At 65.8% G+C, this 21,183-nt stretch carries 20 protein-coding genes; 9 read left to right on the forward strand and 11 right to left on the reverse strand.

What is annotated here, in order from left to right; genetic code table 11:
- Positions 1–4: 4 nt before the first annotated feature.
- The 3 genes from H7J86_RS23500 to H7J86_RS23510 all read right to left on the reverse strand — a co-directional run bounded on the left by H7J86_RS23500 (position 5) and on the right by H7J86_RS23510 (position 3,369).
- Entirely contained in the window at positions 5–763 is a 759-nt protein-coding gene (locus H7J86_RS23500; RefSeq protein WP_187096426.1) for an SDR family NAD(P)-dependent oxidoreductase, read from the reverse strand.
- A 34-nt stretch (positions 764–797) separates the two neighbouring features.
- Entirely contained in the window at positions 798–1,994 is a 1,197-nt protein-coding gene (locus H7J86_RS23505) for an acyl-CoA dehydrogenase family protein (protein WP_267293754.1), read from the reverse strand.
- A gap of 76 nt (positions 1,995–2,070) precedes the next feature.
- On the reverse strand, positions 2,071–3,369 hold the full coding sequence (locus tag H7J86_RS23510) for an amidohydrolase family protein (RefSeq protein WP_267293756.1): 1,299 nt from the start codon (positions 3,367–3,369) through the stop codon (positions 2,071–2,073).
- 307 nt (positions 3,370–3,676) lie between these two features.
- Here H7J86_RS23510 and H7J86_RS23515 point away from each other — a divergent pair, with 307 nt between their 5' ends.
- From H7J86_RS23515 to H7J86_RS23555, 9 genes are all read left to right on the forward strand, one after another.
- Complete coding sequence (locus H7J86_RS23515; RefSeq protein ID WP_090353018.1) at positions 3,677–5,020, forward strand: aromatic ring-hydroxylating oxygenase subunit alpha; 1,344 nt, start codon at positions 3,677–3,679, stop codon at positions 5,018–5,020.
- Positions 5,013–5,342 (forward strand): hypothetical protein, encoded by a 330-nt coding sequence (locus H7J86_RS23520; RefSeq protein ID WP_267293758.1) that lies wholly within the window; start codon positions 5,013–5,015, stop codon positions 5,340–5,342. Before H7J86_RS23515 ends, H7J86_RS23520 begins: the two co-directional genes overlap by 8 nt.
- A gap of 2 nt (positions 5,343–5,344) precedes the next feature.
- Positions 5,345–6,580: a metal-dependent hydrolase family protein gene (locus H7J86_RS23525; RefSeq protein ID WP_267293760.1), complete on the forward strand. Its 1,236-nt coding sequence runs from the start codon at positions 5,345–5,347 to the stop codon at positions 6,578–6,580.
- Complete coding sequence (locus tag H7J86_RS23530; protein ID WP_090353014.1) at positions 6,558–6,992, forward strand: nuclear transport factor 2 family protein; 435 nt, start codon at positions 6,558–6,560, stop codon at positions 6,990–6,992. The genes H7J86_RS23525 and H7J86_RS23530 overlap by 23 nt, the downstream gene beginning before the upstream one ends.
- Positions 6,989–8,122, forward strand: a complete 1,134-nt coding sequence (locus tag H7J86_RS23535) for an acyl-CoA dehydrogenase family protein (protein ID WP_090353012.1) — start codon at positions 6,989–6,991, stop codon at positions 8,120–8,122. The genes H7J86_RS23530 and H7J86_RS23535 overlap by 4 nt, the downstream gene beginning before the upstream one ends.
- Before the next feature lie 2 nt (positions 8,123–8,124).
- Positions 8,125–8,937: an acyl-CoA dehydrogenase family protein gene (locus H7J86_RS23540; protein WP_187096431.1), complete on the forward strand. Its 813-nt coding sequence runs from the start codon at positions 8,125–8,127 to the stop codon at positions 8,935–8,937.
- Positions 8,938–9,083: 146 nt separating this feature from the next.
- Positions 9,084–9,803, forward strand: coding sequence for a TetR/AcrR family transcriptional regulator (locus tag H7J86_RS23545; RefSeq protein ID WP_187096432.1), 720 nt, complete (start codon positions 9,084–9,086; stop codon positions 9,801–9,803).
- Between the two features lie 252 nt (positions 9,804–10,055).
- Positions 10,056–10,901 carry a mycofactocin-coupled SDR family oxidoreductase gene (locus tag H7J86_RS23550; RefSeq protein ID WP_090353008.1) on the forward strand — a complete coding sequence of 282 codons (846 nt, stop codon included), beginning with the start codon at positions 10,056–10,058 and terminating at the stop codon, positions 10,899–10,901.
- 3 nt (positions 10,902–10,904) lie between these two features.
- Positions 10,905–11,975, forward strand: a complete 1,071-nt coding sequence (locus tag H7J86_RS23555) for an NAD-dependent epimerase/dehydratase family protein (protein ID WP_267293762.1) — start codon at positions 10,905–10,907, stop codon at positions 11,973–11,975.
- A gap of 51 nt (positions 11,976–12,026) precedes the next feature.
- Here the strand turns inward: H7J86_RS23555 and H7J86_RS23560 are convergent, their stop codons facing one another.
- Genes H7J86_RS23560 through H7J86_RS23595 form a run of 8 tightly spaced genes read right to left on the reverse strand, consistent with a single transcriptional unit; the run spans position 12,027 to position 21,099 of the window.
- Positions 12,027–14,429: a CaiB/BaiF CoA transferase family protein gene (locus tag H7J86_RS23560; protein ID WP_267293764.1), complete on the reverse strand. Its 2,403-nt coding sequence runs from the start codon at positions 14,427–14,429 to the stop codon at positions 12,027–12,029.
- A 3-nt stretch (positions 14,430–14,432) separates the two neighbouring features.
- Complete coding sequence (locus tag H7J86_RS23565) at positions 14,433–15,392, reverse strand: enoyl-CoA hydratase/isomerase family protein (protein WP_090353004.1); 960 nt, start codon at positions 15,390–15,392, stop codon at positions 14,433–14,435.
- Complete coding sequence (locus H7J86_RS23570; protein WP_187096436.1) at positions 15,385–16,518, reverse strand: M24 family metallopeptidase; 1,134 nt, start codon at positions 16,516–16,518, stop codon at positions 15,385–15,387. The genes H7J86_RS23565 and H7J86_RS23570 overlap by 8 nt, the downstream gene beginning before the upstream one ends.
- The gene (locus tag H7J86_RS23575; RefSeq protein ID WP_267293766.1) at positions 16,508–17,776 is read right to left on the reverse strand and encodes a M24 family metallopeptidase; all 1,269 of its coding nucleotides are present in this window, start codon (positions 17,774–17,776) and stop codon (positions 16,508–16,510) included. Before H7J86_RS23575 ends, H7J86_RS23570 begins: the two co-directional genes overlap by 11 nt.
- A gap of 31 nt (positions 17,777–17,807) precedes the next feature.
- On the reverse strand, positions 17,808–18,974 hold the full coding sequence (locus H7J86_RS23580; protein ID WP_090353000.1) for an amidohydrolase family protein: 1,167 nt from the start codon (positions 18,972–18,974) through the stop codon (positions 17,808–17,810).
- 34 nt (positions 18,975–19,008) lie between these two features.
- Positions 19,009–20,226 carry a cytochrome P450 gene (locus H7J86_RS23585; protein ID WP_090352999.1) on the reverse strand — a complete coding sequence of 406 codons (1,218 nt, stop codon included), beginning with the start codon at positions 20,224–20,226 and terminating at the stop codon, positions 19,009–19,011.
- 16 nt (positions 20,227–20,242) lie between these two features.
- Positions 20,243–20,437 carry a ferredoxin gene (locus tag H7J86_RS23590; protein WP_090352998.1) on the reverse strand — a complete coding sequence of 65 codons (195 nt, stop codon included), beginning with the start codon at positions 20,435–20,437 and terminating at the stop codon, positions 20,243–20,245.
- Positions 20,434–21,099, reverse strand: coding sequence for a TetR/AcrR family transcriptional regulator (locus tag H7J86_RS23595; RefSeq protein ID WP_235683366.1), 666 nt, complete (start codon positions 21,097–21,099; stop codon positions 20,434–20,436). Before H7J86_RS23595 ends, H7J86_RS23590 begins: the two co-directional genes overlap by 4 nt.
- Positions 21,100–21,183: the final 84 nt, after the last annotated feature.

The raw sequence follows: 21,183 nt of genomic DNA on the forward strand, positions 1-21,183 counted from the left end.
GACTTCACATAACCATGCCGCCGTCGACCGGCAGCACCTGGCCGGTGATGTACGACGCGGCATCGGAGGCCAGGAAGACGAAGGCACCCGCGACCTCTTCGGCCTCGGCCCAGCGCTTGAGCGGGATGCGGTTCATCATGTTGGCCGCGAATTTCTCATTGGTGCGGATGGTCTCAGTCATCGGGGTGGCCGCCAGCGGGGCCAGGGCGTTGACCATGATGTTCTTGGTCGCGAGCTCGCGGGCCAGCGATTTGGTCATGCCGATGATGCCGGCCTTGGCCGCCGAGTAGTTGACCTGACCCAGCGTGCCGGTGATGCCCGCCGAGGACGTCACGTTGATGACGCGGCCGGTCCCGTCGGTGGGGATGTGCGGCAACGCGGCCTGGGTGACGTGGAATGTCCCCATCACGTGGATGTCGAAGGTCAGCCGGAACGTCTCGTCGGTCAGCTTGGGAAACATCGCCGGAGCGGTGACGCCGGCGTTGTTGACCACGATGTGCAGGCTGCCCGCGCCGAGGCCGGCCGCCTGCGCGGCGGCGGCCACCGCTGCGTCCCGGTCGCTCACATCCAACGGGGCGCTGTCTGCTTTACCGCCCGCGGTGTTGATCCGCTCGGCGACCGCGGCGGCGGCGTCGCCGCTGATATCGGTGACCAGCACCGCCGCGCCCGCGGCGGCCAGCGCCTCGGAAACGCCGGCGCCGATACCGGCCCCCGCGCCGGTGACCAACGCCGTGCGGCCGGTCAGGTCGAAGTATGTCCTCATCGAGATCGCTTTCCTCTCTGCATCGCCGACGGCGTCAGTAGCTCTTGGGCAGACCCAGGACGTTGGCGGCCAGGAAGTTCAGGATCATCTCCTGGCTCACCGGGGCGATCTTCATCAGGCGCGACTCCCGGAAGAACCGGGAGATGTTGTACTCCTCCGAGTAACCCATCCCGCCGTGGGTCTGCAAAGCGCGGTCCGCTGCCGAGAACCCGGCATCCGCGCACAAATACTTGGCCATATTGGCCTCGCGGCCACAGGGTTTGCCGTTGTCGTAGAGCCAGGTCGCCTTGCGCAGGATCAGCTCGGCCGCATCGAGCCGGGCCAGCGAGTCGGCCAGCGGGAACTGGATACCCTGGTTCATACCGATGGGCCTGTCGAACACCACGCGCTCGTTGGCATATTTCACCGCGCGATCCAGCGCCACCCGCCCGATACCGAGTGCCTCGGCGGCGATCAACATCCGCTCGGGGTTGAGGCCGTGCAGGATGTAGGAGAAACCCTTGCCCTCGTCGCCGATCCGGTCGCTGACCGGGATCCGCAGATCGTCGATGAACACCTCGTTGGAGCTGACGGCATTGCGACCCATCTTCTTGATCGGGCGGATGTCGACGTGGTCGCGGTCGATGTCGGTGAGGAACAGGGTCAGGCCCTCGGTCGGCTTGCCCCCGCGCCTCTCCACGTCGTCGCGGCTCTCCGTGCGGGTGAGCAGCAGGATCTTCTCGGATTCCAGCGCCTTGGAGATCCACACCTTGCGACCGTTGACCGTGTAGAACTCTCCGGAGCTGTCCCGTTTGGCAAAGGTGGTGATGCGCGAAGTATCCAGCCCCGCACCGGGTTCGGTGACCCCGAAGCAGACGTGCAGGTCGCCGTTGACGATCCGCGGCAACGTCGCCTTCTTCATCTCCTCGGAGCCGAACACCACCACCGGCTGCATCCCGAAGATCGACATGTGGATGGAGCTCGCGGCGTTCATCGCGCCGCCGGAGCGGGCCACCTCCTCGGCCAGGATGGTCGCCTCTGTGATGCCGAGACCGTGCCCGCCGTACTCTTCGGGAATCGTCATCCCGAGCCACCCACCGGCGGCAATGGCGTCGTAGAACTCGGTGGGGAACTCGTGGGCCTGGTCCTTCTCCATCCAGTAGTGGTCATCGAATCTGGATGCCAGTTCCGCCACGGACTTGCGAATCAGCTGTTGATCCTCGGTCAGCTCGAAATTCATTCCCGCAGGCATGGTTCCCTCCTCAGTCCGCGCATACGACGGTACCGGTGCAGGTGTCCCTGCACCGTCCGTCGAAGCTGCTCTCTGGCTAGTCTTTGACGCCGGTGACCGCACGTGCGTTGGCGGTGAAATCTGCGATATCCGAGCCACTGCGCTTGTCGTGGTGACTCAGCGCCTGGATCGAAACATCGTGTCCCTCGGCTTGTTTGCGCAGCGCGCCGACGGTGGCCTGCTCACGCGGGATGTGCGTGAACGGCTCGAAGTGGTACAGCCGCATGGCGTTCTCGTGGGTGATCTTGTTGATCTCGTCGTCGGGAACGTCGTAGGTGTCGAACACCGCGCCGAGCTCCTCGGGAGCACCGGGCCACATGGAGTCCGAGTGCGGGTAGTCCATCTCCCAGCAGATGTTGTCCACGCCGATGGCGTGACGGTTCTTCACCCCGACCGGATCGGAGATGAAACACGTCATGAAGTGCTCGCGGAACACCTCCGAGGGCAGCTTGCCGCCGAAGTCCTGGTGCGTCCACGTCGAATGCATCTCATAGGTGCGGTCCACCCGGTCCAGAAAGTACGGGATCCACCCGGTGCCGCCCTCACTCAGCGCGATCTTCAGATCCGGATAGGCCTTGATCGGCGCCGACCACAACAGATCCGCGGCCGCCTGCACGATGTTCATCGGTTGCAGGGTGATCATCACGTCCATCGGCGCGTCCGGGGCGGTGATGGCCAGCCGGCCCGAGGACCCGATGTGCACGTTCATCACCGTCTCGGTGTCGACCAGGGCATCCCACAGCGGCTTCCAGTACTCGAGGTCGTGAAAGCTGGGATACCCCAGCGCAGAGGGGTTCTCGGTGAAGGTCAGCGAGTGCACACCTTTCTTCGAGACGCGACGGATCTCCTGAGCGCAGAGCACCGGATCCCAGATTGCGGGGATGGCCATCGGAATGAAGCGACCCGGATGGGAACCGCACCACTCGTCGATATGCCAGTCGTTGTAGGCCTGCACCAACGCCAGTGAGAAGTCGGCGTCCTCGGTGGCGAAAAGCCGCGCGGCGAAACCGGGAAACGACGGGAAGTTCATGGTGGCCAGCACCCCACCGGCATTCATGTCCTTGACCCGCTCGGCCGCGTCGTAGCAGCCTTTGCGGATCTCGTCGAGACCCTGGGGCTCCAGGCCGTACTCCTCCTTGGGCCGCCCGGCCACGGCGTTGAGCGCGACGTTCGGTATGACGGTGTCGCGGAACTGCCAGGTATCCGACCCGTCCGGGTTGTGTACCAGCCGCGGCGCCTCGTCCACGTACCTGGCCGGCAGGTGGTTCTTGAACATGTCGGGCGGCTCGATGATGTGGTCGTCGACGCTGATCAGAATCATGTCGTCGTGATGCATAGATGTCCCTTTCGACGTCCCGCCCCGATCGTCGGGCTCGATTCTCACTGAATGCAAACTAACTTCTCTCAGGACGAGAATCAACGTCCGCGCCGATGTCTCGTGCCGCTGACCGTGCTTTTTCCGCTGTCGCCGACGTCCCCCGCGGGTACGACGGCTGACGTTGACATTGACCTTACGGTCAAAGGGTGGAAATCTGTTAGTCAGATATGAGAATATGATTCTCGTAGCGGAGAAGGCGAGGCCGAAGCCACCACGGAAGCGGCCCGGCGCTCGACACCGTCGCATCAACAGGAGAGGTAACACCGTGGCGTTTTTCCCCAAACCAGCCGCCGGTAGCTGGACCGAGAACTGGCCGGAACTCGGCACGGCACCGGTCGACTACACCGACTCGGTCGATCCCGAGCACTGGAAGCTCGAACAGCAGGCCATCTTCCGCAAGACCTGGCTGCACATGGGCCGCGTGGAACTCGTCCCGAAGAAGGGCCGCTACGTTACCCGCGAACTCCCGTCGGTCGGGCCTGGCGTGTCGATCATCGTCGTCAACGACGGCGACGAGATCCGCGCCTTCTACAACCTGTGCCGTCACCGCGGGAACAAGCTGGTCTGGAACGACTATCCCAATGAAGAGGTCTCCGGAAGCTGCCGGCAGTTCGTCTGCAAGTACCACGCCTGGCGCTACGACCTGAAAGGCGACCTGACCTTCGTCCAACAGGAGGGCGAGTTCTTCGACCTCGACAAGGCCGACTACCCACTCAAGTCGGTGCGCTGCGAGGTGTGGGAAGGCTTCATCTTCGTCAACTTCGACGACAACGCCGAACCGCTGGTCGACTATCTCGGCGAATTCGGCGAGGGCCTCAAGGGTTATCCGTTCCACGAGATGACCGAGCACTACAGCTACCGCTCGGAGATCAACGCCAACTGGAAGCTGTTCATCGACGCGTTCACCGAGTTCTACCACGCACCGATCCTGCATATGAAGCAGGCCGAGAAAGAGGAGGCCGAGAAGCTGGCCCAGTTCGGCTTCGAGGCGCTGGCCTACGACATCAAGGGTGATCACTCGATGGTCTCGTCGTGGGGCGGGATGTCACCGCCGAAGGACCTCAACATGGTCAAGCCCATCGAACGGATCCTGCACAGCGGCCTGTTCGGGCCGTGGGACCGCCCCGACATCGAGGGCATCCTGCCCGACGAGCTACCACCGGCCATCAACCCGGGACGCCACAAGACGTGGGGCACCGACTCTTTCGAGTTCTTCCCGAACTGGACCCTGTTGTTCTGGGCACCAGGGTGGTACCTGACCTACAACTACTGGCCGACCGGGGTGGACACGCACATCTTCGAGGCCGACCTGTATTTCGTGCCGCCGAAGAACCTGCGCGAACGGCTCTCGCAGGAGCTGGCCGCGGTGACGTTCAAGGAGTACGCGTTCCAGGACGCCAACACCCTGGAGGCCACCCAGACGCAGATCGGCACCCGCGCCGTCACCGAGTTCCCACTGTGCGACCAAGAGATCCTGCTTCGCCACCTGCACATGACCGCGCACCAGTACGTTGACAGGTACAAGGCGAGCCTCGAAGCGAAGGCAGCCAACGGATCAGCGAACGGCGCGGCAACCACGAAGACCGAGAAGGAATCAGCGAATGTCTAAGCTGCCCGAAGAATTCGCCGACCTGGAGCGGTTCTCCGACTGGTGCCTGCCCACCGAGGAGGAACGGTACGCCAAACGCCTGAGCTCGTCGATGGACGAGATGCAGGAGCTGTACGACGCGGGGATGAAGCGCCTCGAGGACATCATGGTCTACGTCGACGCGCGCTTCCCGCTCGCAGGAATGCCGGACGACGCCAAAGCCCTGGTGCACCTGGGACAGTCGATCGTGATGGTGAGCTTTCCGATCGAGGTGTGGAAGCAGCCACGCGTGCTCGACAGCGGCGCGGCCTATATCAAGCTGATCAAGGAGCCGGTGGTTTAGACGTGTTGACCCTCAAAGCTGCGGGTCTTCTCGACGTCGATGCCGGGGCGATCATTCGCCCCGGCATCGTTCGTGTCGACGGAGACCGGATCGTCGGCATCGGAGAAGGACCCGAAAGCGAGAGCTCCGATGTCATAGACCTCGGCGACGCCATCCTGCTGCCGGGCCTGATGGACATGGAAGTCAACCTGCTCATGGGTGGTCGCGGGGAGAACCCGGGCCTGTCGCAGGTGCAGGACGATCCGCCCACCCGGGTATTGCGTGCGGTCGGCAATGCCCGGCGGACCCTGCGGGCCGGGTTCACCACGGTGCGCAACCTCGGGCTGTTCGTCAAAACCGGCGGCTATCTGCTCGATGTCGCGCTGGGAAAGGCCATCGACGCCGGCTGGATCGAGGGTCCACGCATCGTCCCTGCCGGACATGCCATCACCCCGACCGGCGGGCACCTTGACCCCACCATGTTCGCCGCGTTCATGCCGGGCGCACTCGAACTGACGGTGGAAGAGGGCATCGCCAACGGGGTCGACGAGGTCCGTAAGGCGGTCCGCTACCAGATCAAGCACGGCGCTCAACTGATCAAGGTGTGTGTGTCCGGTGGTGTGATGTCACTGACCGGTGAAGCCGGGGCACAACACTATTCGGACGAGGAGCTGCGCGCGATCGTCGACGAGGCGCATCGCCGCGGATTGCGGGTGGCCGCTCACACGCACGGCGCCGAGGCCGTCAAGCACGCCGTCGCGTGCGGTATCGACTGCATCGAGCACGGTTTCCTGATGGACGACGAAGCCATCCGGGCGCTCGTCGACAACGACCGGTTCCTGGTCACCACCCGCAGGCTGGCCCAGGCCATGGATGTCTCACACGCCCCGAAGGTATTGCAGGACAAGGCGGCCGAGATGTTCCCGAAGGCCGAGACGTCACTCAAGGCCGCGTATGAAGCCGGGGTCAAGATCGCCGTCGGCACCGACGCACCGGCCATCCCGCACGGCAGGAACGCAGACGAACTCGTCACCCTGGTCGAGTGGGGTATGCCACCGGCCGCGGTGCTGCGATCGGCCACCACGATCGCCGCCGACCTGATCAACGCCACCGACCGGGGACGACTGGCCGAAGGGCTCCTCGCCGACATCATCGCCGTCCCCGGCGACCCACTGGAGGACATCACCGTTACACGGGCGGTTACATTTGTAATGAAGGGAGGTAAGGTCTACCGCAATGACTACGCCAAGCAGAACTGATGACCTGATCGATATCCAGCAGGTACTGGCCAAGTATGCGGTCACCATCACCCAGGGTGACATCGAGGGCCTGGTATCGGTGTTCACTCCCGACGGTACCTACAGCGCCTTCGGTGAAACCTATGCCCTGGAACGCTTTCCGGTGCTCGTCGATGCCGCCCCCAAGGGCCTGTTCATGACGGGCACCGCCCTGATCGAGTTCGACGACGACGTGCGCAGCTCGGCGACGGGCACCCAGCCGCTGTGCTTCATCGAGCACTCGGCGCACGATATGCGGATCGGCTACTACCGCGACACCTACCTGCGCACCGACGCCGGTTGGCGGATCAAGACCCGGGCGATGACCTTCATCCGGCGCAGCGGCGCCCACGACCACGGCAAGCCGCATGCCATCGGACGGCCATCAGCGTGACCGAGATCGATCTCCACGACCCCACCAGCTTCCGCGCCGCGCTGCAGGCCTGGCTCGCCGAGAACGACCTCACCCCACCCGAGGACCATTCACTCGAAGGCCACATCCGCCAGTTCGCCCGCGTGCAGAAGGCGTTGTACGACGCGGGCTGGAGCCGCTACGGCTGGCCCGAACACGCGGGCGGGCTCGGCGGTCCGGCGATGCTGCGCGCCATCGTGGGCGAAGAGGTGGTGGGCCGGCGGCTGGCCGAGCCCGGGCCGTATTCGATGCTCGAGGTGCTGGCACCGACGATGATCGACTACGCCCCCGAGGCGCTGGCGGCGGAGATGGTGCCCAAACTCCTGTCCGGCGAGGAACAGTGGTGCCAGGGCTTCTCGGAGCCGGGCTCCGGCAGCGACCTGGCCTCGCTGACCACCAGAGCCGACAAGAAGGGCGATGAGGATCGCTACATCATCAACGGGCAGAAGGTGTGGACCAGCTTCGCCCAGTACTCCCACCGCTGCATCCTGCTCACCCGCACGGGCGACGCGGACACCCCCAATCATCGAGCGATCACGGCGTTCTTCGTCGACCTCGACAGCCCCGGTGTCACCGTGCGCCCGCTGCAGACCATGCACGGCGTCGACGAGTTCTGCGAGGTGTACTTCGACGACGTCGAGGTCGACGCAGCGCGGATGCTCGGAAAACCCGGCGACGGCTGGCAACTGGCGATGGACCTGCTCCCCTACGAACGGTCGACCTGCTTCTGGCAGCGCATCGCCTACCTGTACTCCCGGTTCGACGCCCTCATCGACGAGGTGAAGCGCGACGGGCAGGCGGTGGATGCCGACATGGGCGAGGCGTACCTGGCCCTGCACACCCTGCGCTGCCGGTCCCGCGCCACCCAGCACCGACTGGCCGACGGCCACAAGTTGGGCCCGGAGACCTCGATCGACAAGGTGCTGCTGGCCGGTGCCGAACAGCGGCTCTACGACACCGCCCACGACCTGCTGCCCGGTGTCGTCGAGCTCGATGACACCGAATGGCGCACCGAGTACCTGTATTCGCGCGCCGCGACCATCTACGGTGGCACCGCCGAAGTGCAGCGCAACATCATCGCCCGCCGCCTGCTGGACCTCGGGAAAGAGTGAACATGGCCACCGCGCTCGACGCCGAGTCGCTGACGCTTCTCGAAGACACCCTGCGCAAGACGATGCTGGCCACCTCCGGCCCCGCACTGGATGCGGCCCTCACCGACCTCGGCTGGGCCGAGATGCTGACCGACATCCCCGAACTGGCGGTGCCGCTGGTGTTCCGACTGCTCGGCGAAACCGGTTCGCATGCTTCGGTTCTGGTCGACGTCGTGCTGCACGCCACCGGCAACACCATCGGTGACACCGTCGAACTGCCACTGCCCTACGCGGGTAACACGTGGGTCGTCTGGGACCGGATCTCGGCGGAAACCACCGAACCGACGCTCGGTGGTCTGCCGTTGCGCCGTGAGGAGGAGGGCTATCCGATCCGGGTGGCCGAGGCACGCATCGCCGTGGCCTGGTGGCTGGTCGGCTCGGCAAGGGCCATGTTGTCCCTCGCCCGTCGGCATGCGCTGGACCGGGTCCAATTCGGTAAGCCCATCGCGTCATTCCAGGCGGTGCGACACCGACTGGCCGAGACGCTGGTGGCCATCGAGGGTGCCGAGGCGACGCTGATCCTGCCCGGCGAGGCCAACCCGGATCTCACCGCGCTGCTGGCCAAGGCTGCCGCAGGCAAGGCGGCGCTGACGGCGGCCAAGCACTGTCAGCAGGTGCTCGGTGGAATCGGGTTCACCGAAGAACACGACCTGCACCGCCATATCAAGCGCGCGCTGGTGCTCGACGGGTTGCTGGGCAGCTCGCGGGAGCTGACGAAGAAGGCCGGCGCCGGCCTGCGCGCCCGTGGGTCGGCACCGCGGCTGGCCCAGCTCTGATTCGCATTCCCACGCGACGAACGTCGGTGGTCCGGAAAGCCGCTTTCCCCGTAGCCCTTCTGAAAATGCGGAAATGAGAATATTATTCTCGCCATGAGAAAGCTACAGTCTCCGACACGAGCGTTCGGAGGGGGTCGAGCACCGCGATGCCCAGGCGTTCTCCGGTACAGTCCACTCATGTTCTCCCGAATCGGCAAGCAGCTGAGCAGCCGGTGACCAGCGCAAACGAAGAGCCCGCCTGGAAGCAGCGCGCGGTCGAACGCTCGATCAAGACGGCCAAGCTGCGTGCCGCTCAGCGCGTCCAGCGGTTCCTCGACGCCGCCCAGTCGATCATCATCGAGAAGGGCAGCACGGATTTCACCGTGCAAGAGGTCGTCGATCGCTCCCGCCAGTCGTTGCGCAGCTTCTACCTGCAGTTCGACGGTAAGCACGAGCTGCTGCTGGCACTTTTCGAGGATGCGCTGAGCCGTTCCGCCGACCAGATCCGGGCCGCCACCTCCGGCCAGGCCGATCCGGTCGAGCGCCTCAAGGTCGCCATCGAGTTGCTGTTCGAGTCCTCGCGGCCCGACCCGGCCGCCAAGCGACCGCTGTTCACCGACTTCGCACCCCGGCTGCTCGTCTCGCATCCCTCAGAGGTGAAGGTTGCGCACGCCCCCCTGCTGGCCCTGCTCACCGAACTGATGGAAGACGCGCACGAAGCAGGCAAGATTCGGGCGGGCCTCAACCCACGCCGGATGGCCGCGATGACCATGCAGACCGTGATGTTCGTCGCACAATCCAGCGGCGGTGACGACACCACCAACAAGCCGATCTCGGCGCAGGAAGTCTGGGATTTCGTCGCGCACGGTTTCGCCGTCGACGACTGAGAGTTCGGTTCTTGCAGGCCTAGACCTCTGCTCACATCGGCGTAGCTCCGACTGCCTCGGCTGCGCCTGACCTCTTGCACGCATGCGCTCCACGGTGGACCTCTCGTGCCTGAGGCGCCTCGAGTGAGAGCGTGATTCTTCTAAGCAGAGAGGTTAATTATTCATATCTGATTCTGCCATTGACATGGGCAGACGCGCGGTGACAGAGTGCTGAGCAGGTGCACAAGTTACTCACGCAGAATTGAGGACCAGATGGCAGGCCGGGTAGAGGGCAAGGTCGCATTCGTGACGGGCGCCGCGCGCGGGCAGGGCCGTAGCCACGCCGTGCGACTGGCCGAAGAAGGTGCCGACATCATCGCGATCGACATCGCCGGACCCATCCGGCCCGGCGTGGAAACGGCCATCCCCGCCTCCACCCCTGACGATCTCGCCGAGACCGCCAACCTCGTCAAGGGCCTCAACCGCCGCATCGTCACCGCCGAGGTCGACGTCCGCGACGCCGCCGCCGTCAAGGCCGCCGTGGACAGCGGGGTCGAGCAGCTGGGCCGCCTCGACATCGTGGTGGCCAACGCCGGGATCGGCAACGGCGGTGACCCCCTGCACGAGACCAGTGAGCTCGACTGGGATGAGATGATCGACATCAACCTGTCCGGTGTGTGGAAGTCGGTGAAAGCCGCTGTGCCGCACATCATCGCGGGCGGGCGGGGCGGTTCCATCATCCTCACCAGTTCGGTCGGCGGACTGAAGGCGTACCCGCACTGTGGCAACTACGTCTCCGCCAAGCACGGTGTCGTCGGCCTGATGCGCGGTTTCGCCGTCGAACTCGGCCATCACAACATCCGCGCCAACACCGTGCACCCCACGCACGTCAGCACCCAGATGCTGCACAACGAGGGCACCTTCAAGATGTTCCGGCCCGACCTGGAGAACCCGGGCGCCGAGGATATGGCGCCCATCTGCCAGATGTTCCACACGCTGCCGATCCCGTGGGTGGACGCCATCGACATCAGCAACGCCGTGCTGTTCCTGGCCTCCGATGAGGCCCGTTACATCACCGGTGTCACCCTGCCGGTCGACGCCGGTAGCTGCCTGAAGTAATCGATGTCCGACACTGTCCTCGTCACTGGGGCGTTCGGTCTCGTCGGCTCGGCTACGGTCAGGGCGCTGGCCGCCGAGGGACGCCGCGTGGTGGCCACCGATCTGGACACCGACGCCAACCGGGCCAAGGCCCAGGCGCTTCCGCCCGGGGTGCAAGCGCGCTGGGCCGACCTCACGGTGCCCGCAGATGCGCAACGGCTCATCGGCGATATCGCCCCCGAAGCGATCATCCACCTCGCAGCGGTGATCCCGCCGCCGATCTACCGCAACCCCGCCCTGGCCCGCAAGGTCAACGTGGACGCCACCAAGACGTTGGTGGACGCCGCCGCCGCCGCGCCGAACCCGCCGAGGTTCGTACAGGCCTCCAGTAACGCGGTCTACGGATCCCGTAACCCGTACCGCAATCCGGATCCGGTGACGGCCGAAACGCCGCCGCGGCCCACCGAACTGTACGGCGGGCACAAGCTCGAATCCGAGGCGTATGTCCGAGCCTCGGCACTGGGCTGGGTGGTGCTGCGGCTCGGCGGCGTGATGAGCACCGATCTGGGCGCCATGCCGTTCAGCTTGGACGCACTGTACTTCGAGAGCGCGCTGCCGGTCGACAATCGGATCCACATGGTCGATGTACGCGACGTGGCAACCGCTTTCGCCGCCGCGACCGTCGCCGACGCGGTCGGCGAGATCCTGTTGATCGCCGGCGACGACACCCACCGGATGCTGCAGGGCGACGTCGGCTCGTCGCTGGCCGCGGCGCGTGGACTACCCGGAGTGCTGCCACCCGGTCGCCCGGGCAATCCGGACAGCGATGACGACTGGTTCATCACCGACTGGATGGATACCACCCGTGCGCAGGAGGTGCTGAAATTCCAGCACCATTCCTGGCCGGCCATGCTCGACGAGATCCGGACCCAGACCGGGTGGAAACGGTACCCGGCCCGGCTGATCGCCCCACTGGCACGGGCGTTCGTCACACGCCAAGGGGCCTACCGCAATTCGCCGGGCACCTATGCCGACCCGTGGCGAGTACTCAGTGCACGACTCGGCGACACCAGACTGGATACCGCCGTATCGTGACCGCACAGTAGGCAGGACGCGCTGAGCCACGGGATACCTCGCTCGGATAGCTCAGCGGGCAGCTTTGCGCCGCCCGCTCTTACCCGGTTCGGTCCCGATCACCCCGTCATCGGCCAGGACCGCGATCTCCTCATCGGACAGGCCCAACCCGCTCAGCACCACATGGTTGTGCTCGCCGAGCAGCGGTGCCGGTTCGCGATGGAAGGCCGTGGGCCCGTTGGCCAAGGTGACCGGCAGGGTGCTGTAGGGGGCGACGGGATTCACCGGGTGCCCCACGTGTTCGAAGAACCGGCGGTGCCGCAACTGGGGCAGCTCGGTCTGGCGATGCGGCTGCATCACCTTGGCCACCGGAACCCCGGCACGCCATAGGTTTTCGACGATCTCGTCACCGGTACGGGTGCGGCACCAAGCGGCCAGGTGGTCATCGAGCACATCATGCGCTGCGCGGCGTCCCTCGACGCCGGACAGCGCGGGATCGGCCGACCAGTCCGGAGAGCCGAGTGCCGCTCGCAGCGCCTCCCACTGCGCGTCGGTCTGCACCGCAATGGCCACCCAACTGTCGTCACGGCCGAACTCGTCCGGTTCGGCGCTCCGGTACAGGTTCTGCGGCGCGGCGGTGGGCCCCCGATTGCCGTCGCGCTGCAGCAGCGCCCCGTACGCGGAGTATTCGATGACCTGCTCGGCCGCGATGTTCAGTGCGGCGTCGACCATCGCCGCCTCGACCAGTACGGCCTGGCCCGTGGTGCGTCGATGCTCCAGCGCCAGCATCACGGCGTTGAGGGCGTGCACACCGGCATTGGGATCACCGACCGAGTACGGCTCGAACGGGGGACGGTCCGGGTAGCCGGTGAGCCAGCTCAAACCGGATGCGTCCTCGATGATGTAGGCGAAGGCGGGGTTGTCCCGCCACGGCCCCTGCAGCCCGAAGCCCGGCATGCGCACCATGACGATGTCCTCGCGCAGGGCCCGCACGGCGTCGAAGTCCAGGCCCAGCTGGTCGATGACGCGTGGGGTGAAGTTCTCCACCACCACATCGCTGGCGGCGATCAAGCGGCGCAACACGTCCCGGCCGGCCTCGGTCTGGAAGTCCACCGTGACGCTCTTCTTGTTCGTGTTGAGTGCACTGAAGATCGGGGATCGCTCCCACCACTGCTCCACGGTGGCGGGGATCCCGGCGATCAGCCGGGTCCCGTCGGGACGTGAGGTGGACTCCAGATGGACGATATCGGCCCCCAACATCCCCAGTGCATGGGTGCAGGACGGCCCAGCCCAGAAGGTCGTCATATCCAGCACCCGCAAACCACTGAACGGCAGCCGATCCCGGACCGCCGCCGTGGTGGGCGCCGGACGTGGGGCCAAGGCGGCCTCCCGTATCTCGCCGGTGTGCTCCCCGAGACCGGGTGCGGGCGCGGGTACGCGCAGCGCAGCGCCGGTGAACCGGTACGGGTGCGCGGGCTGGACGAACCCGTCGGCAGGGTTGCGCACGAACGCCTCCCGTGCCACGAAATGGTCCATCGTGGTGACGTTCTCGCCGTTGCCGACGGGTGAGTTCGGGATCCGGAAGGCTGCTGCCAAGTCCCGCAGGTCATCCGCGGGTTGCCGGCGGATCCATTCGTACAGTTCTTCGGCGTGCAGGTTGGCCTGCTCGGTGATGGTCAGCTGCGTGGTCTCGTCGATCCACTCGTCGTGACCCGACATCGCGCACAGGTCCCACCACTGCTGGGCGGTACCGCATCCCAGCGCCACCAGACCGTCGGCCGCCTGCGCCACCCCGGGGACGGTGGGCCGGCGTTCGGTGCGCCAGGGCCGGCCGAGCATCTCGAAATAGGTCACGGGATAGTAGGTGAGGCCGAGGACCTGGGCCTCCAGCTTGGACAGGTCGATGAACTCGCCGTGGCCGTCGCGCAGCGCACGCGCCCGGAAGGCCAGTGTCATCGCGGCGGCGTAGGCCCCGGTCAGCCAGTCCCCCACCTGACCACCGATGGTCACCGGCGCGCGGTCCTGGGTGCCACGACCGATCCCGATGGCCCCGCCGGACCAGGCTTGCAGGGTGAATTCGGTGGCCGGGCGGTCACTCCACGGTCCGTCCAGGCCGAAGGCGGTGACGGCCGTGACAATCAGGTGCGGGTACCGCCGGTGCAGCTCTGCCGGCGACACCGACTGTGCGACCGCCGATTCCGGTGACCACACCACGGCGTCGGCCGATGCGATCAGCCGTTCGAGCAACTCCGAGTCCTGCGCTTCCAGGACCACGCTGCGCTTGCCACCCGCCAGAAAAGCGAACAGGGCACCGCCCCGGGAGCCCGATGCCGACCAGGTGCGCAGCGGATCACCCTGCGGGGCTTCCACTTTGATGACATCGGCACCGCCGTCGGTCAAGATCTTGGTGGCATATGCCCCGGCGATCCCGCTGGACAGGTCGACAACGGTGTAGCCGGCCAGTGGTGCACTCATGACCTACTCCGGTTTCGCCCGGTTCTTCTTGGAGAGCCGGAATTCGGGGGGGAACTTGCTGTCGTTGTCGTTGACCGCGGCCGACAGCCCGGAATCGATCGAGGAGAACATGTCCATATCGTCCTCGTTGTCGTTGGCCACACCGTTGCCCATCGACTCGAAGAAGGCGGACAGCAGGCTGCCCATGTACTCGCCTTGCTGCTGCTTGAAGATCTCGAAGAACATCTTCTGCTGAAAGACGGTGTCCACCGGCCTGTTCCGCGCGCACGCCAAGGCGTACTTGTCGGTCTCGGCTTCCAGCTGATCGCGAGCCACCACCTTGTTCAGGAAATTGCAGTCATACATCTCCGCCGCGGTGAACGGCCGGCCGGTGAAGACCATCTCCTGGAATTTGCGCAGCCCCATCATCTGTACCCACGTCCACATGCGCGGGCCCCATCCGTGATACCGGAACGACGGATGCCCGAACAGCGCATCGTCACTGGAGATCACCAGGTCGGCGTCGGCGCACTGGTAGAAGTGCCAGCCGTAACAGTATCCCTTGGCCTCGACGATGCTGATCTTCTTGAAATCCTGCAGTGCGCGGTTACCGGCCTGCGAGTTGGCGTACCACGAACTGATGGTGGCCCCGTTGCGGAAAGTGCCCTTCGGCGGGTACGTCACGTCCCCGACGCCGTCGTCTTCCAACCTCAACTCCGCCAGCCGCGCTGCCGGATTGTCGTTGCCCTCCATGAATTCCGGGAGATCCGCACCGCTGCCGAGGTTGTCGCCCACCCCGCGGATGATCACCACTTTGACATCGTTGTCGGCGTTGGCCGCGCGCAGGATGTCGGCGTAACGCAACCTGGCCATCGAGGTGGGTGCGTTGAGGAACTCCGGCCTGTTGAACGTGATGGTGGCGATCTTGGTCTTCGGGTTCTTCTCGTAGAGGATGATCTCCTCCGGGGAAGGCCGCTCAGGCATGTGCAGCCTCTCCGTACGATGCCGCGGTGGTGAGCACGTGGGCGCCGTCGGCCGTGATCAGCACCGCGTCCCGGGTGAAGACCGCGCCGACGCCGTGTTTCCAGACGTAGGCGGTGATCGCGAGGACCATGCCCTCGGTGAGGATCTCGGCCTCGGCGGTGGCGCGCAGGTGCGGTGACACCACCGGCGGATCGAAGCCCAGCCCGAGCCCGTGTGCGACCGGCATGGCCGGCAACGGTTCGCCGGCGTGACCGTAGGCGTCCAGCAGTGCACTTGCCGGCCTGCCCGGGCGGCAGGCGCCGACCAGCCGGTCCCACAGCTCATCCCGACGCCGATACAGCGAACGCACCGCCTCTGTCGGTTCACCGGCGCAGACCGTCCGCGCGACCTCGCCGACATAGCCGTCGGCGAGGACACCCGCCGACAGTGCCACCAGATCGCCGTCGCGCACCCGGCCGTCGCCGACGGTCCGCCGCCACGGATGGTCTTTCGAGGTCACCCATGCGGCGTCCTGCGTTGCCGGTGTGCTCACCCCGCCGGCCGCCTCGGCCTTCAGGATCGCACCGGTGAGAACCTGTTCGGTGGTCCCCGGGACCACCTCGGCGACACCCCGCGCCAGTCCCGCCTCGGCGACGGTCAATGCGCGCCGCAGCGCGGTGATCTCCTCGCTCGTCTTCACCCGTCGCGCGGCCCGCATCGCCTGTTCACCGTCGACGAGTTCGGCCGCGGGGAAAGCAAGTGGCAGTAGTGTGGCGAAAGTCGGTGTCAGGGCGTCGGTTCCGACCCGGCGCGCGGTAGCGGCACCCTTGATGCCCTGCAGCACGGAGATCAGCGTCATGGGATTCCACGCCAGCCCGTACAGATTCTCGTGCGGGATCTCCTCGGGCATGCCCTCGTCCCACGTGCTGTTCAGGTGGATCTCACCGGTGGCCCGGACGAAGGTGCAGATCGGCCCGAACGGGCGGGTGCCCACCACCCACAGTTGCGGGGCGCCCGAGATGTACCGCACGTTGGCCTGCCTGCCGAGTACCAGCACGTCGAGGTCGTACGCCTCCATCTGCGCCAGCGCGCGTTCTCGACGGCTGAACCGCAGGGCCCGGTCGTCGGCCTCGATCTCAATTCCCACTGGGCACCTCATAGGGGTCGTACGGATATGCGGTCAACGGCATCCAGCCGCCCTCGGTGACCACCACGATCTCCTCGCCGCGGTAGCCGCCGGTCCCGTCCTCCCACACCACCGGCTCGAACACCAGCAACATTCCCTCCGGGAAGACGAAGTTGTCATCCCAAGCCTGGCCGAGATCCGTACCGATCATCGGCATTTCGGCCGCATTCGCGCCGATACCGTGGCCGAGGTAGAAGTGCGGTAGCCACGGCGGGGTGCCGCCGTTGGCCTCGATCGCCGCGCGGCCGAGATCACCGCAGGTGGCACCGGCCCTGGTCACCGAGAGCACCGCGTCGACGATCCGGCTCCACTTGTCGAACTGCCTCTGCTGAGCCGCCGTCGGATCCTGGCCGACGATCCAGGTGCGCCCATGATCGGAGCAGTAGCCGTGGTAGGCGATGGACACATCGGTCCACAGCACGTCGCCCTGTTGCAGTTCGCGTTCGGTGGTCAGCAGGGGCAGCGCCAGATCACCGGTGGTGGTCCAGGTGCCTTCGGCCCGTGACGCGGGCATCACCTGCCAGATCGAGTCGAACATATTGGTCGTGGCGCCGAGTTCGAAAGTGCGGCGGACGAATTCGGCGGACAGGTCGATCTGGCGCACCCCTGGTACCAGCGACTTCTGAATCTCGGAGACGGCCTGTTCGGTGATCTGGCAGGCCCGCTGCAGGCAGGCGATCTGGTCGATGGTCTTGACCAGTTTCGCCGCGCCGACCACCGGGGCGGCGTCCAGCGGCGCGCCGGGGAACAGCGCGGTGCCGGCCCGCCGCATCGCCCCGGTCAGCTCGTCGGTCGCGATCGTGGCGCCGGCGGGTACCAGAGCGGTCAGGATCTTCGCGAATTCGGCCACCCCCTCGTCGAATTCGAGGTAGATCGGCCCATGCAGATGGTCGGCGGGCAGCTCTGATTCCATGGCCGCCCCTTCACGGAACGGCAGGAACAGATGCGGGTACTCGTCGCCCGCCAGCACGACCGCCACGGGCCGCTCGACATGCGACAGCCCGGCGTCGGCCAGCGGCCACGCGATGCCGGTGGCGTACATGACGCTCCCGTTGCCCAGCAGGACCAGCGCATCCACACCCTGTTCGGCCATCGCGGCCTGCAGGCGCGCACTGACCTCCCTGCGCATCCGGGTGAAGTCGGGCTCCGCGGGGATGTCGAGCCACGAGTACCCGGTCCGGGCGATCTGGGTGACGCCGGACTGAGTGACAGTGCTCATGCGCGATCCGCTCCGCTGCTCGCTGACGTCGTCACGCCAGCCCCAGGAACTTCTGGATGTTGGTGCTGACGATCTTGACGGCGTCCTCCGGGCCGACCGCCTCCACCACTGTCGCCAGTGACTTCTCCGAGTAGCCGAAGGTGGATTCGTTGTGGGGGTAGTCGCTGGACCACATCACGTTGTCCACACCGATCTCGTCGATCAGCCGCAGTCCCAACGGATCCACCATGAACGATGCGCTCATGTGGTGGTCCCAGTAGTGCCGCACCGGATGCTGCAGCTCATGGTTGAACATGTGCCGGTAGGAGGCCAGCATGTGCTCGGCATCCTGCAATGCGGTGGGCACCCAGGCGATACCGCCCTCGAACCACCCGAGTCTCAGCGACGGATGGCGGTCCAGAATGCCGGAGAACACGTACTTCGCGAACTGCTCGCGGAACGAGTCGACGTTGACCATCATGCCGACGACGACGCTGTTGTTCTGGCAGGGCGTCTTGGGCGGCGTCTCGCCGATGTGATGGCTGACCGGCAGGCCGGCGGCCTCGATCTCGTCCCAGACGGCGTCCATCTCGGTGCTGCCGTAGTCGTAGATGTTGCCCTCGTCATCCTTGCCGGGGTTGAGCGGCAACAGGAAGGTCTTGAGTCCCAGGGACTTGAGCTGTTCGAGGGTGGACCGTGTTCCGGCGGGATCCCACCAGTTGATCAGACCGACACCGTAGAAGTGACCGTCGCTGGACTCCTGCAGTTCGGCCATCACCTCGTTGTAGATGCGGAACACCCGCTCCCGAATCCCCTTGTCCGGGTAGTGGAACAGGGCCAGCACGGCATTGGGGAACGCCAGCTCCCTGTCGATACCGTCCTCGCGGAGCTCGCGGATACGTGCGGCGATGTTGTTGGTGGCGGCGCCTGCCAGATCGTCGTACTGCATCAGCACCCGGCCGAAGTCACCGCCGGTCCAGGCCTTACCCTTCATGCCCACCATGTAGGCGCCGTCCTCGTACCAGATGCGGGGTGCGGCACCCTTGAGGTCCTCGGGGAAGCGCTCGTAGAAGATGTCATCGGCCACCGAGATGTGGTTGTCGGCCGAGAAGATCTCGGTGCCGGCGGGCAGTCCGAGATTCCCGCTGGCATGACCGCGCCGATTCTTCGGCGCCCCAAAGCCTTCGGGCGGATAGAGAGTGGTACTCAGAGCAGACATCGTTGTGACTCCAATCAGGGCTGTAGAGCAGACGTCACCAGGTGACGGGAAGTTCGTAGACGCCGTAGGCGAGACGATCGTGTTTGAAAGGCACCTCGTCGAACGGGATGGCCAGACGCAGGGTGGGAATCCTGCGCAGCAGGGTGTGGAAGACGATCTGCAGTTCGGCGCGCGCCAGTTGCTGACCGACGCACTGGTGCCGCCCGTACCCGAAGCCGAGCTGCTGGCCGGCGTCGCGGCTCAAATCCAGTTTGTCGGGTTCGGGGTAGGCCTTGGCATCCCAGTTCGCCGGTGCCAGGTCGATGATGATGCCCTCGCCGGCCCGGATGGTCTCACCGCCGATCTCGATATCCTCGATGGCGATGCGACGCTGTCCGTTCTGGATGATCGACAGGTAGCGCATCAGCTCCTCGCACGCGTTGGCGATGACCTTGGGATCCTCGGCATTACGCAGGAAGTCGGCTTGCTCGGGATTCTCCAGCAGCGCAAGGATGCCGATGCCGATCACATTGGCGGTGGTCTCGTGCCCGGCGATCAGCAGGCCGGTGCCCAGCTGGGCGGCCTCCTTCACGCTGATCTCGCCGGCGGTCACCCGTTCGGCCAGATCTGACACCGCGTCCTCGGCGGGGTCGGCCTGCTTCTTCTCGATCAAGTTGATCAGGTACTGGTGCAGGCTCATCGCGCCCTTCTGCATGGCGTCCGCCGCGGCGTACCGGGCCAGGCCGGCGTTGGCGTGCTCCTGGAAGAACTCGTGATCCTCGTAGGGAACCCCGAGCATCTCGCTGATCACGACCGTCGGTACCGGCAGCGCCAGCTTGTCGACGAGATCGGCGGGCTGCGGGCCGGCCAGGATCTCGTCGATGCACTCGTCGGTGACCTTCTGGATGATCGGCCGCAGGCCCTCGACGCGGCGGAACGTGAAGGGCTTGGAGAGCATCCGGCGGAACCGGGTGTGCTCCTCGGCATCGGCGGTGAACACCGAGCGCGGCCGCTTGTCGACGGTGGCGAGCATATGCTCGTTCCAGTGCGGAAAGCCCTCCCGTCGGTCGTCGACACTGACCCGGGCATCGGCGAACAAGGCGCGGGCCTCATCGTGCCCGGTGATCAGCCAGGGCGTGGTGCCGTTCCAGATCTTCACCCGCGTGAGGCCCTTGGCATTGCCCAGCATCTGCGGCGGTGGCGCGAACGGGCACCGCAGGTCGCGCTCCATCGGGTAGTCCGGAATGTCGACTTCTGTCAGCGTCTCAGACATGTAGTGGTCTCGTTCCTCAGTCTTGAATATCGATGGCCAGGGCTGGGCAGGCCGCGGCGGCGCGGCGGGCATTGTCGTACTGGTCTGGGCCCGGCTCGGGTTCCAGCAGTTCCACCACACCGTCCTCGTCGCGCTGGTCGAACAGCTCCATCGCGTTGAGCACGCACTGTCCTGATGACACGCACTTGTCTTGGTCGACAGCGATTTTCACGCGAGCCCCCCGATCTCGGTGACCGGCGCCCGCCACAGGCCCACGATCGCGTCGATCAGGCCGGCGCCGGCGGCACTCCAGGACCGTCCGCTCGCCACCGCACCGCCGGTGGCCAGCGCCCGTTCCCGGTCGGCACAGCTGTGCATCAACAGGTTGCGGGCCATCACGTTGCGTTCGAATCGCACCTCGGCGGGCAGTTCGGGCAGGCACTGGTTGATCCGGTCGATGACCTGCACCAGCGAGGAGGAGCTCAACGCGTCCTTGACCACGATGGTGTGGTACTCCGGGTCGGTCATGGCCTGGGCGGCGAACCGCGCATACCAGGTCGGGTTCCCCAGTTCGGCGAGATGATCGGTCAGTGGACAGACCAGGCAGGCCACCCAGTCGCGCAGGTCGTCGGAGCCGGATACGGCCTCGATCATCCGCTCCCGCAGCATCTCGATCGGCTGGCGGTGCTTCTGCTCGATGGCGCGCACCAGGTCCACTTTGGCGCCGAAGTGATATCCCACCGCGGCGTTATTACCTTGCCCCGCAGCCTCACTGACCTGCCGATTGGACACCGCGAACACACCGTGCTCGGCGTAGAGCCGTTCCGCGGCGACCAGGATCGCCTCCCGGGTGCCACTGGCACGCTCGGTGCGCAGTGATCTCGCTGCCGTCACCGTTACAGTCAACGCCTCTCCTGTAATTAAGTCAAGCGATTGATTTAAAGTGCAGTCCCCCTCCCGCCCATGTGCACGATTGGG

Origin of the sequence: Mycobacterium hackensackense (assembly GCF_025822555.1) — a bacterium.
GTDB lineage: Bacteria > Actinomycetota > Actinomycetes > Mycobacteriales > Mycobacteriaceae > Mycobacterium > Mycobacterium fluoranthenivorans.